Genomic DNA, 13,731 nt, shown 5'->3' with positions numbered 1-13,731 from the left:
CCGCTCGTGTCCCGGAGGTGACCGGGACGGCCCATCACGTCGTGAAGATCGTGTCCTGCCACGCGTGGTGCGGGTCCTCATGCTGGTCGATGAAGACGTGTTTGATCTGCGTGTACTCGTCGAACGAGTACTGGCTCATGTCCTTGCCGAAGCCAGACGCCTTGTACCCGCCGTGCGGCATGTCGGAGACGATCGGGATGTGCTCGTTGATCCATACGCACCCGGCTTCGATGTCCGCGGCCGCCCGCAGCGCCCGGTTCGTCGACCGGGTCCACGCGCTCGCCGCGAGCCCGTACCGGGTGTCGTTGGCCAGCGCGATCGCCTCGTCGTCGGTGTCGAAGGGGACGGCGACGAGGACGGGTCCGAAGATCTCCTCCCGCCACACCTCGGCGTCGGTGTCGATGCCGGTGATGAGCGTCGGAGCGTAGTAGGCCGTCGACTCGGGGTCTCCGGGAAGATCCCCGCCGAGGTGGTCCCGGGTGGGGATCTGCCCGCCGGTGCGGATCGTCGCCCCGGCCTCCCGGGCGCGCTCGACCATCGCGGCGACGCGGTCGCGATGGGTGAGCGAGATGAGCGAGCCCATGTCGGTGGCCGGGTCGGACGGGTCGCCGAGGCGCACGCCGGCCATGAGCTCGGCGACGCGGTCGGTGAAGGCGTCGAAGTGCTCGGCGGCGACGATCGCGCGGGTCGCCGCGGTGCAGTCCTGTCCGGAGTTGATGAGCGAGCCGGCCACGGCGCCGCGGGCTGCGGCTTCGATGTCGGCGTCGGCGAAGACGACGAGCGGGGCCTTGCCGCCGAGTTCGAGGTGGACGCGGGCCCCCTTGCGTGCGGCGAGCTCCATGATCCGCCGGCCCACGGGAGTCGATCCGGTGAATGAGGTCATGACGACGTCGGGATGGGTGACGAGCGCTTCGCCGGCGTCCTGGCCGTCACCGGCGATGACGTTGATGACTCCGGGTGGGAATCCGGCTGCGGTGGCCGCCTCGGCGAGGATGAGGGAGGTCCCCGGTGTCATCTCCGAGGTCTTGAGGACGATCGTGTTGCCCGCGGCGACGGCCGGCAGGATCTTCCACGCAGCCATCTGCAGCGGGTAGTTCCACGGCGCGATCGAACCGATGACGCCGAGGGGCTCCCGACGGATCATCGACGTCGACTGCTCCCAGTAGGTGCCTGCCGAGAGTCCTGTGAGCTGCCGGGCGGCGCCGGCGAAGAAGCGGGCGTTGTCGATCGACCCGGGGACGTCGAACTCGGTGGCCAGCCGGATCGTCTTGCCCGTCTGCTGCGACTCGAGGGCCGCGATCTCCTCGCTGCGCGCCTCGAGCTCGTCGGCGAGGCCGAGGAGGAGGTCGGCGCGCTCGCCAGGGGTGAGCGCCTTGAACGCCGGGTACGCCGCCTTCGCGGCAGCGACGGCCTCGTCGACGTCGTCAGCGGTGGCGAGCCGATACGTACCGGTCGTCGCTGCCGTGGCGGGGTTCGTCAGGGTGAACGGTGCTCCCCGTCCCTCGTGCTGTTCGCCGTTCCAGTGGTGCATGCATATCGGTTCCCGCCTTGTGCGTGTGGACCTGCGCCGGTGATGCGGTGTGGCGCGGGTCACTGTTTCGGATCACAGTAACGGATTTCGCTCGTGAGTTCCACTAGATCCGTCGTATCAGACCGGAAGTGACGGGAGAACGCTTGCCGAAAGCGCGAATGACCTGCTGAAACAGTGGTCCGCCGAGGTGGTGGCGAGGTGAGGGGCCGTGCGCTCGCTCGAGTGGCCGGCGCGCGCCCACCGACGAGTCGAGGACGCTGAGTGTCGATTCCTCAGTCGGAAATCGACACTCAGCGTCCTCTGCTCGTGTTGGAGGCGCTGGCTGCGCGCCGGGAGCGCGGGGCAGCTGCCTTACGCGGGGAAGGACTCGCCGGTGAGCGTCTCGAACGCCTCGATGTAGCGGGCGCGGGTCTTCTCGACCACCTCGGCGGGCAGGGCCGGCGGGGGAGTGTCCGAGGACCTGTCCCACCCGGACTCGGTCGTCAGCCAGTCGCGGACGAACTGCTTGTCGAAGCTCGCCTGCACGGTGCCGGGCGCGTAGGACTCGGCGTCCCAGAAGCGCGAGGAGTCCGGGGTGAGGACTTCGTCGGCGAGGACGATCGTCCCGTCGGGCAGCGTCCCGAACTCGAACTTCGTGTCGGCGAGCACGATGCCGCGCTCCCGGGCGATCTCCTCGGCGCGGGAGTAGATGTTCAGGGTGAGGTCGCGGATCCGCTCGGCCTGGTCGGCGCCGATGGTCTCGACGACCTGCTCGAAGGACACGTTCTCGTCGTGGTCGCCCAGTGCTGCCTTCGTCGCCGGGGTGAAGATCGGCGGCTCGAGCCTGTCGGCCTCGGTGAGACCCGCGGGCAGCTCGACGCCGCACACGGCACCCGTCTCCCGGTAGTCGCTCAGGCCGGAGCCGGTGAGGTAGCCGCGGGCGACGCACTCGACGGGGATCATTGTGAGGTTCTGGACGATGAGCCCGCGCCCGCGCACGGCCGCGGGGACGTCGGTGCTGATGACGTGGTTGCCGATGATGTCGGACAGCTGGTCGAACCACCACAGGCTCAGCCCGGTGAGCACCCTGCCCTTGTCGGGGATCTCGGTGTCGAGGACCCAGTCGTAGGCGGAGATCCGGTCGGAGGCGACCATGAGCAGACGCTCGGCCGAGGCGATGTCTGCTGCATCCTCGGGGATGTAGAGGTCACGGACCTTGCCCGAGTACACATGCGTCCAGCCCGGGAGGACCGGGGCACCAGAGCCGGGCGCTGCGGTGGGAGCGGTGTCACTCGAACCGGCAGGGCCCGCCTCCGCTACTGCCTCGGGGGCGGCATAGATGTCGGCGACCTCGATCGTCCCGGCCGCGGCCGCCTCGGCGATGTCGCTGCGGTGCTGCTCGCCGTCCCAGGAGATCTCGTCGACGGCGGCATATGCCCGGGCCCGTGCCTCGTCGAGGTCGCCGCCGAGGGCGACGACCGAGAGGACGCGTCCCCCGGCGGTGAGGACGTCGCCGGCGACGTCCTCGGACGTGCGGGTGCCGGCGTGGAGGACGGAGACGTCCTCGCGGGCGTCGGCGGCCTCGAGTCCGGAGATGACATCGCCCGTGCGCGGGCTCTCCGGGTAGCCTTCGGCGGCCATGACGACGGTGACCGCGGTGCGCGGATCCCAGTCGAGCTCGCCGACCTCGTCGAGGCGGCCCTCGGCGGCGGCGAGCAGCGTCTGCCCGAGCGGGGTGCGCAGGCGGGCGAGGACGGACTGGGTCTCGGGGTCGCCGAAGCGGACGTTGAACTCGACGACGCGCAGGCCCTTCGAGGTCAGTGCGAGCCCGCAGTAGAGGAGACCGGTGAACGGGGTGCCGCGGCGGGCCATCTCGTCGACGACGGGCTGGGCGACGGTCGTGACGATGTCGTCGACCATGCCCGCAGGTGCCCATGGCAGCGGCGAGTACGCGCCCATGCCGCCCGTGTTCGGTCCCGAGTCGCCGTCGCCGATGCGCTTGAAGTCCTGGGCGGGGGCGAGCGGCACGGTCCGCGACCCGTCGCAGAGGACGAAGAGGGAGACCTCGGGTCCGTCGAGGTAGTCCTCGATGACGACCCGGTCGGAGACCTCGAGGCACGAGTGCGCGTGGTCGAGGGCTGCCTGCCGGTCGGTGGTGACGACGACGCCCTTGCCCGCGGCGAGCCCGTCGGCCTTGACGACGTACGGGGCGCCGAAGTCGTCGATCGCAGCGGCCGCCTCGTCTGTGGTGTAGGCGACGACGGTGCGCGCGGTCGGCACCCCCGCCGCCTCCATGATCTCCTTGGCAAACGCCTTCGAGCCTTCGAGGTGCGCGGCCTCGGCGCTCGGACCGAAGACCGGAAACGAGGCCTCACGCAGGGCGTCGGCGACCCCGGCGACGAGCGGGGCCTCGGGTCCGACGACGACGAGGTCGACGTCGAGGCGTTCGGCGAGCGCGGTCACCGCCTGCGCGTCGGAGGCGTCGAGCGCCTCGGTGTGGGCGATCGCCGCGATCCCCGGATTCCCGGGGGCGGCGATGACGGCGTCGACCTGGGGGTCGCGGCTGAGAGCAAGGACGAGGGCATGTTCGCGGGAGCCCGACCCGATGACGAGAACCTTCACACGACCAGCCTATAAGGTCGTACGCTTGAGTGCGTGAGCCTCTCCACCTTCCATCCCGCCGAGGCGGTCGAGCTCGCCGTCGTCGAGCGCAGCGGATTCGTCGAGTCCCGTCACCTCGGTTCCGCCGTCGTCCTCGACCCTGACGGGTCCCCGGTGCTCAGCCTCGGGTCGCCCACCGCGCCGATCTTCACCCGCTCGAGCCTCAAACCGCTTCAGGCGCTCGCCGCGATGTCGCTCGGCGCCGACCTCACCGGGACCGCGGCGGCGCTCGCCACGGCCTCCCACCGCTCAGAGGCCGGGCACGTCGAGACCGTGACCGCGATGCTCGAGACCGCGGGACTGAGCGCCGACGACCTTCGGTGCCCCTCTGTCCACCCCGCCGACGGGGCCTACCGGCGCAGCCTCGCCGAGGCGGGCGACCCGATCTCGCCCGTGCACTTCAACTGCTCGGGCAAGCACGCAGCCTTCCTCCGTGCCGCCCGCGCCGTCGGTGCGGACACCGCGAGCTACCTCGACCCCGCCCATCCCGTCCAGGCCCGGGTCGCCGAGGTCGTCGCCGCCTTCGCCGATGAAACGCCTGCCGCGGTCGGCACCGACGGGTGCGGGGCTCCCGTGTTCGCGCTCAGTCTCACCGGTCTCGCCCGGGCGATCGGCCGCGTCGTGGGCCTCGGTGCTGATGCGCCCGGGTCCGCGACACCCGGGTCCGCGGCACCCGGACTCGCCGACTTCGCCGACCACGCCCGCACCCTCATCGACGCGGTGTTCGCTCAGCCGTGGGCGATCGAAGGGCACGGGCGACCGAACACGACGGTCATCGAGCGCCTCGGCGTCTTCGCGAAGGGCGGTGCCGAAGGCGTCATCGTCATGGCCACCCGGGACGGTCACGCCGTTGCGCTCAAATGCCTCGACGGCTCGTCGCGGGCCACCGGCCTCGTCGCCCTCACCCTCCTCCGGCGGGCGGGCGCCCTGCCGGAGGTCGGCGACGACGAACTCGCCGAGGTCGCCCGTCTCATCACCGAGCCCGTCACGGGAGGCACGGATTCCGAGGGGCGGACAGCGGTCGTCGGCACCGTGCGCGTGAGCGAAGATGCAGCAGGAGGAGGGAGCTGAAATGGCGATTCGACGACGGATAGACCCCGACGAGGGCAGACGCGCACTCGAGATGTGGGTGGCCCACGCTGATGCCGACGCAGCCCCGGGCGACCGGGCGACACTGGCGACCGCGGTGCGCTACACCCTCGAGGAGCTCGCCTCCCGCGCCGAGGGCAACAGCGTCGAAGTCCGGGTCCCGCCCTTCGGCGTCACCCAGTGCATCCCCGGCCCCCGGCACACCCGCGGCACCCCGCCCAATGTCGTCGAGACCTCCGCCGAGGTGTGGCTCGACCTCGTCACCGGACGCACCGACTTCGCCGAGGCGCTCGCCGCCGGCACCGTCGACGCCTCGGGCACCCGCGCCGACCTCTCCGACTTCGTTCCGCTCTTCACCTCAGCCGAGCTCGAAGGACCGCGATGAGCGCCCAGATCACCCAGACGACCTCGTTCATCGGCGGCCGACACGTGCCCTCGCTGACGACGTACGCGAACATCGACCCTGCCACCGGCGACCACCTCGGCGACGTCTCCCGGGGCGGTGCGGACGAGGTCGACCGGGCGGTCAAGGCGGCGGCGAAGGCACAGCGGGAGTGGAAGCGCTCGAGCCCCGAGCAGCGCTCCCGTCTCCTCGTCACCACCGCCGAGGCGATCCGCACCCACCGCGACGAACTCGCGCGCATCGAATCCGAGGACACGGGCAAACCGCTCACCCAGGCCTACGCCGACGTCGATGTGTGCGCCCGCTACTTCGAGTTCTATGGGCACACCATCGAGGCGTACTACGGCACGACGATCCCGCTGGCCGCGGACATGCACGTCTACACGCGCCGCGAACCCTACGGGGTGACCGGGCACATCGTCGCGTGGAACTACCCGCTCCAGCTCATCGGCCGGGCTGCGGCCACGTCGCTGGCCACCGGCAACTGCGCGGTCGCCAAACCCGCCGATGAGACTCCCCGGTCGACCGTTCGCCTCGCCGAGCTCCTCCACTCCGTCGGGTTCCCCGCAGGGGCCTTCAACGTCGTCACCGGTCTCGGCGCCGAGGCGGGAGCGGCCCTGGCCGCGCATCCCGGCGTCGCCCACCTCGGCTTCGTCGGCTCCACGGAGGTCGGTGCGCAGATCGCCCACGCCGCGGCCGAGAGGGTCGTGCCGACGATCCTCGAACTCGGCGGGAAGTCGGCGAACATCGTCTTCGCCGACGCCGATATCGATGCGGCGATCCCCTCCCTCGTGCGCTCGATCATCCAGAACGCCGGACAGACGTGTTCGGCCGGAGCCCGCCTCATCGTCGCCCGCGACGTCCATGCCGAGGTCATCGAGAAGCTCGCTGCGGCCATGGAGCAGGTGACGATCGGCCACGGACTCGACGACCCGATGCTCGGCCCGCTCATCTCCCCCAAGCAGTTCGAGCGCGTCGAAGGCTTCCTCACCGACATCGGCGACGCCCGCATCGTCACCGGTGGGTCCCGTCCGCAGGGACTGGCCGACGACCTCGGCGGGGGTGCCTTCATCGCCCCGACCCTCGTCGACGGCGTCACCCCGGGGTCGACGATCGCCCAGCAGGAGGTGTTCGGCCCCGTCGTCGTCGCGATGACCTTCGCCGACGACGAGGAGGCCGTGGACCTGGCCAACGGCACCGAGTACGGTCTCGTCTCCGCCCTGTGGACCCGGGACCTCTCCCGTGCCCACCGGATCGCCGCCGAGGTGGAGGCCGGGCAGGTCTTCGTCAACACCTACGGGGCCGGAGGGGGAGTCGAACTGCCCTTCGGCGGGTTCAAGAAGTCAGGGTACGGTCGCGAGAAGTCGATCGAGGCCCTCGACGAGTACACGCAGACGAAGACGGTCGTCATCAGACTGTGACGCCGGCGGTCCTCACCCTGGTGCTCGTCGCCGCGGTCGCCCACGCCGTATGGAACCTCGCGGCGAAGACCGTCGCCGGCAAGGGCTATGCGTTCGTCCTCGCCTACCACGGGCTCTCCGCGATCCTGCTCGCCCCGATCGCGATCTGGCTCGTCGCCACCGGTGCGCAGCCGCTGGACTGGGCGCTCGTCATCGCAGCGCTCGTCTCCGCCGTTCTCCACATCGGGTACTCGATCTCCCTGCAGTCCGGCTACGACCACGCCCCGCTCGGGGTCGTCTACCCCAGCGCCCGCGGGTTCGGGCCGGTGCTCACGATCATCGTCGCCGTCACCGTCCTCGGGGAGAGGCCGAGCGGGTTCGAGATCACCGGGGCCCTCATCGTCCTCGTGGGCATCGCCGTCGTCACGCTCCAGCCGCGCGGGACCACCGGTCAGCCGCGCGGGATCACCGGGCGGGCGGGGTCCGCCGGCGTCGTCCGGGGCCTCGCGTGGGGCGGTCTCATCGGGGCGTTCATCGCCGCCTACACTCTCTGGGACGACTTCGCCGTCAACCACATCACCGGCTCCCCGCTGCTCTACTTCGCCGTCTCCGAGGTATGCGTGGCGGTGGTCATGGGCGCGGGCATCGTCACGCTTCCCGGTGGGGCGAGCAGGCGAGCGGACCTCCGGTCGATCCTCACCGAGCACAGGTGGGCGCTCATCACGGTCGCGGTCCTCTCCCCGGTCGCCTACCTGCTCGTCCTCTATGCGATGCAGCGCGCCCCGGTCTCCCTCGTCGCACCGGTGCGCGAGACGTCGATCATCGTCGGCACCCTGCTCGCGTGGTGGTTCTTCGGTGAGCGGGGTGTGGCCGCGAAGCTCATCGGTGCGATCGTCGTCGTCGCCGGCATCGGCCTCATCGCTCTCGGCTGAGCGGACGATGAGCGGACGACGAGCGGGTCAGCCTTCGGCTGTGCCTCAGCTCTTGGCGGCCTTCTTCCGACGGGGGACGCGGACCACGCGGACGGGGCAGAGCGCATGCGCGAGGACACCCTGCGAGGTCGACCCGAGGAGGGTCGCGGCGAAGCCGCTGCGCCCGCGCGAGCCGATGACCATCTGGTCGGCCGTCTGGGTCGCCGCGACGAGGACCTCCGTGGCCGGGGCGTCGCAGATCGTCCAGCGGACGTCGAGGTCGGGGAACTCGTCGCGCAGGGTCGCGGAGGCGAGTTCGAAACCGGCTGCGGCCTCGTCGTAGAGCTTCGTCAGGTGCTCTTCGCTCGGCAGCCACTCGGGGGAGAGGATGTGGGCGGCGGTGACGCCGACGAGGTGGAGGGGCTTGCCGTAGATGCGGGCCTGCTCGGCGCCGGCGCGCAGCACCGGGCTGTCGGTGTCGAAGGGGTCGAGGCCGGCGACGATCTGCCCCGTGAACTCGGGATGAGCGCCCGTGCCCTTCGAAGCGTCGACCGTCGGGCCCTCCTGCGAGGTGCGCACGGGCGGTTCGATGGGGTTGTGCTCATCGTGCGGCGGGCGCTCGGGCCATGTGGTCGGGATGACGACGGTCGGGCAGTGCGCATGCGCGGGCATCGCGAGCGCCACCGAGCCGAGCAGACGACCGGAGAACCCGCCGTGGCCGCGGGCGCCGACGACGGCGAGGTCGGCGTTCGTCGATGCGTCGATGAGGACGCCGGAGGCGTCTCCGGAGGAGACGAGGGCCGACACGGGGACTCCGGCTTCGGTGACGACGGCGGCGGCCGCCTCGGCGAGCTGCTTCGTCGAGTCCTTGACGGTGGTGTCGAAGTCGGCCGGGTAGACGATGTCGGCCCGGCTCATGTTCACCCCGGGGACCGTGTACGCGGCGATGAGGCGGATCTGCGCGCCGGTGAGCTGGGCGTGGTCGATGGCCCAATTGAGCGCACAGCGGCTGTTGGCGGAGCCGTCGATTCCGACGATGATCGTTTCTGACATGTCCACCCCTTGTGAGAGCCTTCGCGTATCGTCTCCTCAGTCTATGGGATTGCCTGGGAATCGGGGCAGGGCCGCTGGACTAGACTGTGTGCGACTTCGTCGGCCCGGCCGACGCCATCCCCCGCGCAAGGAGATCATGAAGGACCAGATCGACGTCTCGGTGCGTCGCAGCCCCAAGTACGCCGCGTTCATGGCCGTGGGCGCGATCCTCGGCGTCCTCGTCGCCGGACTGCTCACGCTCGTCGTCGATCCCGCACAGATCCCCGCGGAATCGACCGTGGCCAAGGGCGCGGGCCTCCTCGTCGTCTTCCTCGGCATCACCGGTCTCTTCCTCGGCGGGCTCGTCGCCCTCCTCCTCGACTGGCGCGGACGGAGGAAGGCCCGGGAGTACCGGGTCGAGGCGCAGATCGACATGGTCGACGATCCCAAGGCCGTCGCCGCCCGTCGTCTCGCGGAGATGCGCGGTGAGCCGGTCCCCGATCCCGGGACCGAACCCGGCCCCGAGGCGGGCGGTGAGTCCCCGGATTCCCCCGCCGAGGCGGCCCCCGGGACTCCTGCCGACGACACCGGCGACCGGGGTGACCTGGGACGCTCCGAACGGCCGGGTTCCGGCGCCTGAGGCGGCGGTCGGCGGCCCTCCAGCAGTGTGAGACAATTCTTCACGTGGCAAGAGGAGACGGGCAGCTGACCCACGAAATCGACCCCCTGGACCGCGGCCCACAGGACGCCTGTGGAGTGTTCGGAGTCTGGGCTCCGGGCGAGGAAGTCGCCAAACTTTCGTACTTCGGGCTCTACGCCCTCCAGCACCGCGGGCAGGAGTCCGCGGGCATCGCCGCCTCGAACGGCAGCCAGATCCTCATCTACCGGGACATGGGACTCGTCTCCCAGGTGTTCCAGGAGCGCGATCTCGAACTCCTCCAGGGACACATCGCCGTCGGGCACACCCGGTACTCGACGACGGGATCGCCGTCGTTCGAGAACGCCCAGCCGACGCTCGGACCGACCCCGTTCGGCACGGTGGCGCTCGCCCACAACGGCAACCTCACGAACTTCGACGAGCTCGAGGCCCTAGCCGACTCCCGCAGCGACCACGCGCACCGTGTCGTCGCCGAGGCGACGAAGAAGCGCACCCGCACCCGGGCTTTCCGCGACTCGTCCAACGACACCTCACTCGTCACCGAGCTCTTCGCGACCGAGCAGGGCGAGGACCTCACCGACGCCGCGCTCAAACTCCTGCCGCAGGTCGAAGGCGCGTTCTCGCTCGTCTTCATGGACGAGAACACGCTCTACGCCGCCCGCGACCCGCAGGGCGTGCGACCGCTCTCGCTCGGCCGCCTCTCCACTGGGTGGGTCGTCGCCTCGGAGACCGCGGCCCTCGACATCGTCGGCGCCTCGCACGTGCGCGACGTCGAACCCGGTGAACTCATCGCCATCGACGAGGACGGACTGCGCTCGTTCCGCTTCGCCGAGGAGAAGCAGGCCCGCTGCGTCTTCGAGTACGTCTACCTCGCTCGTCCCGACAGCGTCCTCGACGGGCAGATCGTCCACGGCGCGCGCACGGAGATGGGACGCAGGCTCGCCCGGGAGTACCCGGTCGACGCCGACCTCGTCATCGCCACCCCCGAGTCGGGCACTCCCGCCGCCGTCGGCTACGCCGAGGAGTCCGGGATCCCGTTCGGACAGGGGCTGATGAAGAACGCGTACGTCGGACGGACGTTCATCCAGCCTTCGCAGACGCTGCGCGAACTCGGCATCCGCCTCAAACTCAACCCGATCCGCGAGAACATCGAGGGCAAGCGCCTCGTCGTCGTCGACGACTCGATCGTGCGCGGCAACACGCAGCGGGCGCTTGTGCGCATGCTCCGGGAGGCCGGGGCCAAGGAGATCCACATCCGCATCTCCTCCCCGCCGGTCAAATGGCCCTGCTACTACGGCATCGACTTCGCCACCCGTGCCGAGCTCATCGCCAACGGTCTGGGCGTCGAGGAGATCTGCACCTCGCTCGGCGCCGATTCGCTCGGCTACATCTCCCTCGACGGGATGATCGAGGCGACACGGCAGAAGCGCGACCAGCTGTGCACCGCCTGCTTCTCCGGCGAGTACCCGATTCCCGTCAACACCACCCCCGTCGACAAAGGATGCTGAGTTGAGCCACGACGACAATGCTGTGGAGGCTGCCCCGCAGTCCACGACCTATGCCGCGGCCGGCGTCGACGTCGAAGCCGGCGACCGGGCCGTCGAACTGATGAAGTCAGCGGTCGCCGCCACCCACAACGCCAGCGTCGTTGGCGGCGTCGGCGGGTTCGCGGGACTCTTCGACGTCTCCGTCCTCAAGGACTACACGCGTCCGCTGCTCGCGACGTCGACCGATGGGGTGGGCACGAAGGTCGCGATCGCCCAGGCGCTCGACATCCACGACACGATCGGCTTCGACCTCGTCGGCATGGTCGTCGACGACATCATCGTGTGCGGCGCGAAGCCGCTGTTCATGACCGACTACATCGCGTGCGGGAAGGTCCACGCCGAACGCATCGCCGCGATCGTCCGCGGCATCGCCGAGGCCTGCGCGCAGGCCGATGTCGCGCTCGTCGGCGGTGAGACCGCGGAGCACCCGGGTCTCCTCGGCGTCGACGAGTACGACGTCGCGGGCGCTGCGACCGGTGTCGTCGATGCCGAGAACCTCCTCGGGCCCGACAAGGTCACCGCCGGAGACGTCCTCATCGCCCTGCCGTCCTCAGGGATCCACTCCAACGGGTACTCGCTCGTCCGGCACATCATCGCCGAGGCGGGATGGACGCTCGACCGTGAGGTCCCCGAGTTCGGGCGCACCCTCGGCGAGGAGCTGCTCGTTCCCACCCATGTCTACACGGGCGAGCTCAACGCGCTCTTCACCGCGCTGCCCGGTGCCGTCCACGCCGTCTCGCACGTCACCGGCGGGGGACTCTCGGCCAACGTCGCCCGGGTGCTGCCGCCCGGACTCGTCGCCGCGATGTCGCGCGACTCGTGGGAGATCCCCGCGGTCTTCTCCGTCCTCGGCGACCTGGGCGGGGTGCCGCGCGCCGACCGCGAGAGGACCTGGAACCTCGGTGTCGGCATGGTCCTCGTCACGGCCGCCGAGGCCGCCGACGAGGTGCTCGCCGCAAGCCCGGGAGCATGGGTGCTCGGCGAGGTCCGCACCGATGACGGAGCGCTCGCCGGAGAGCTCGACTACGTTCAGGGCGCCAAGGGCGTCGACGGGGGAGCGGCGATCCTCCGCTGACGGGCCACAGCCGCACGCGCGGCGCGCTGCGCACACGGAAGAGGGGCGGAGACCGAAGTCTCCGCCCCTCTCTCAGTGTCTGAGTTCAGCGTGTGTGATCAGCGTCTGCGATCAGGACCGGCGCTCGGAGTAGTCGTCGTCGTCTTCGTCGTCGACGTTGTACTTGTCCGCGTACTCGGAGTAGTCAGGCTCATCGTCGTAGGGATCGGAGGCGCCGGACTTCTGCGAGTCGGAGCCAAGCTCTTCTTGGAGACGATTCAGGTCGGTGTCCGGGCTGTAGTACTTGAGCTTCCGGGCTACCTTGATCTGCTTTGCCTTTGCGCGGCCGCGACCCACTGGCGTGACCCCCTCCGTCGTCATGTGGGGTGTGCTACCCCGGACTAGATCTCTGCTATGCGCTTAAATCCTACCTGTTCGCGGTGGGAAGTTCCATTTCGCGAACCGACCTTGGATAGGGTGATCCCATGTCCTACAGTCGCGAATATCTCGTCTCCCTGCGGATCTTCGAACCCATCGTGGTTCATTCCGAATTGCAAGACAGGCAGGTCGAGGACAACCGTGCGCGCATCGAGGCGCAGGTGGCCGATGACGCGGATCAGCGCCTGATCTCGCTTCCTCCGAGCCCGGTCGCCGAGTCGTTCCGGAACACACCGATCTTCCTTCCCGCGTCTCAGACCCCGGACGGAGTGGATCGGTTCTCGCCCGCGCAGGAGGACATCCGCGGGTGGGAGGCGCTCGAATCGCTCACCGAGCACACGTCGAAGGCGACCCTTGACATCATCGCTCCGAAGTCCGCACGCAGGCGCGCGGCGAGCCTGCGTGCGGAGTGGCTCCAGGACACCAAGGACACGCGGATCTTCGCTCGGGTCTCGGCGTGGGATGTGCCCCCGGCGTGGTGGCTGTTCTTCTCCCTCGGGGAGGACCAGGTGATCACCGAGGAGACCGACGAGGGGCTGCGGGTGCTCATCCGCACCGACATCCTCGCCGCCTCGGCGCGTATGGAATGGGCGTCGGAGACGATTGCGGAGAAGTCGAAGGTCGTCGACATGGTCGAGCAGACGAGCGTGCTCGCGCAGTGGATCGACAGCTTCGACATGAACTCGATCCTCGAACTCGACCTCGGCGGGATGAGCGAGGTGCTCTGGCCCAACGAGGGTCCCGAGCTCGTCGACGCGTGGGTGACGGCGCTGAGCAATGACGACCTCGAATCCGCGACCGCCGCGTTCCAGAAGTACGCGGCCGCGTGGGAGCAGCTCAACCTCTACGCCCGCGGTTCGTGACCGGCCGTCCCCGGCAACACTGCGAGCGCTGAGCAACCCTGCGCCGGGTTGCCCAGCGCCGGGAGGGCTGCCGAGAGTGCGAGATTCCGGCCACAGGTGCCTCGCTTGCTGAGCGTCGGTCGTGACCCGGGACGCTACGATTGTCTCCGAGATCGCCGAGGTGGG

The 13,731-nt window shown here is 69.9% G+C and carries 12 protein-coding genes; 8 read left to right on the top strand and 4 right to left on the bottom strand.

The features are described from left to right. Positions 1 to 34: 34 nt before the first annotated feature. Together EZE58_RS07665 and purD are read right to left on the bottom strand one after the other, a co-directional pair. Positions 35 to 1,531 carry an aminobutyraldehyde dehydrogenase gene (locus EZE58_RS07665; protein ID WP_009377605.1) on the bottom strand — a complete coding sequence of 499 codons (1,497 nt, stop codon included), beginning with the start codon at positions 1,529 to 1,531 and terminating at the stop codon, positions 35 to 37. A 351-nt stretch (positions 1,532 to 1,882) separates the two neighbouring features. Continuing rightward, positions 1,883 to 4,132: a phosphoribosylamine--glycine ligase gene (purD, locus tag EZE58_RS07660; RefSeq protein ID WP_009377606.1), complete on the bottom strand. Its 2,250-nt coding sequence runs from the start codon at positions 4,130 to 4,132 to the stop codon at positions 1,883 to 1,885. A gap of 33 nt (positions 4,133 to 4,165) precedes the next feature. On the opposite strand from purD, the gene EZE58_RS07655 reads away from it, so the two are divergent. The 4 genes from EZE58_RS07655 to EZE58_RS07640 are packed head-to-tail and all read left to right on the top strand — an operon-like array spanning position 4,166 to position 7,995. Continuing rightward, positions 4,166 to 5,242 (top strand): asparaginase, encoded by a 1,077-nt coding sequence (locus tag EZE58_RS07655; protein WP_009377607.1) that lies wholly within the window; start codon positions 4,166 to 4,168, stop codon positions 5,240 to 5,242. 1 nt (position 5,243) lies between these two features. After that, positions 5,244 to 5,645 (top strand): sterol carrier family protein, encoded by a 402-nt coding sequence (locus EZE58_RS07650; RefSeq protein ID WP_009377610.1) that lies wholly within the window; start codon positions 5,244 to 5,246, stop codon positions 5,643 to 5,645. Then, on the top strand, positions 5,642 to 7,084 hold the full coding sequence (locus EZE58_RS07645) for an aldehyde dehydrogenase family protein (RefSeq protein WP_009377612.1): 1,443 nt from the start codon (positions 5,642 to 5,644) through the stop codon (positions 7,082 to 7,084). The genes EZE58_RS07650 and EZE58_RS07645 overlap by 4 nt, the downstream gene beginning before the upstream one ends. After that, a complete protein-coding gene (locus tag EZE58_RS07640) occupies positions 7,081 to 7,995 on the top strand; it encodes an EamA family transporter (RefSeq protein ID WP_009377614.1) in 915 nt (304 codons plus the stop codon). Before EZE58_RS07645 ends, EZE58_RS07640 begins: the two co-directional genes overlap by 4 nt. A 45-nt stretch (positions 7,996 to 8,040) precedes the next feature. Here the strand turns inward: EZE58_RS07640 and EZE58_RS07635 are convergent, their stop codons facing one another. Continuing rightward, positions 8,041 to 9,027 carry a universal stress protein gene (locus EZE58_RS07635; RefSeq protein ID WP_009377616.1) on the bottom strand — a complete coding sequence of 329 codons (987 nt, stop codon included), beginning with the start codon at positions 9,025 to 9,027 and terminating at the stop codon, positions 8,041 to 8,043. 136 nt (positions 9,028 to 9,163) lie between these two features. Between EZE58_RS07635 and EZE58_RS07630 the strand changes: the two genes are divergently transcribed. The 3 genes from EZE58_RS07630 to purM are packed head-to-tail and all read left to right on the top strand — an operon-like array spanning position 9,164 to position 12,286. Then, complete coding sequence (locus EZE58_RS07630) at positions 9,164 to 9,646, top strand: hypothetical protein (RefSeq protein WP_009377618.1); 483 nt, start codon at positions 9,164 to 9,166, stop codon at positions 9,644 to 9,646. A gap of 44 nt (positions 9,647 to 9,690) precedes the next feature. Further along, entirely contained in the window at positions 9,691 to 11,172 is a 1,482-nt protein-coding gene (gene purF, locus EZE58_RS07625) for an amidophosphoribosyltransferase (protein ID WP_040341654.1), read from the top strand. 1 nt (position 11,173) lies between these two features. Next, complete coding sequence (gene purM, locus EZE58_RS07620) at positions 11,174 to 12,286, top strand: phosphoribosylformylglycinamidine cyclo-ligase (protein WP_009377621.1); 1,113 nt, start codon at positions 11,174 to 11,176, stop codon at positions 12,284 to 12,286. A 111-nt stretch (positions 12,287 to 12,397) separates the two neighbouring features. Here purM and EZE58_RS07615 read toward each other — a convergent pair whose 3' ends face one another. After that, positions 12,398 to 12,622 (bottom strand): DUF3073 domain-containing protein, encoded by a 225-nt coding sequence (locus EZE58_RS07615; protein ID WP_009377627.1) that lies wholly within the window; start codon positions 12,620 to 12,622, stop codon positions 12,398 to 12,400. 128 nt (positions 12,623 to 12,750) lie between these two features. Here EZE58_RS07615 and EZE58_RS07610 point away from each other — a divergent pair, with 128 nt between their 5' ends. Further along, positions 12,751 to 13,566, top strand: a complete 816-nt coding sequence (locus EZE58_RS07610; RefSeq protein ID WP_009377628.1) for a hypothetical protein — start codon at positions 12,751 to 12,753, stop codon at positions 13,564 to 13,566. The last annotated feature ends 165 nt before the right edge of the window (positions 13,567 to 13,731 follow it).

The organism is Brevibacterium sp. LS14, assembly GCF_012027885.1.
Lineage (GTDB): Bacteria > Actinomycetota > Actinomycetes > Actinomycetales > Brevibacteriaceae > Brevibacterium > Brevibacterium casei.
Note: the sequence above shows the minus strand (reverse complement) of the source record. Positions and strands in the feature narration are given on the sequence as shown.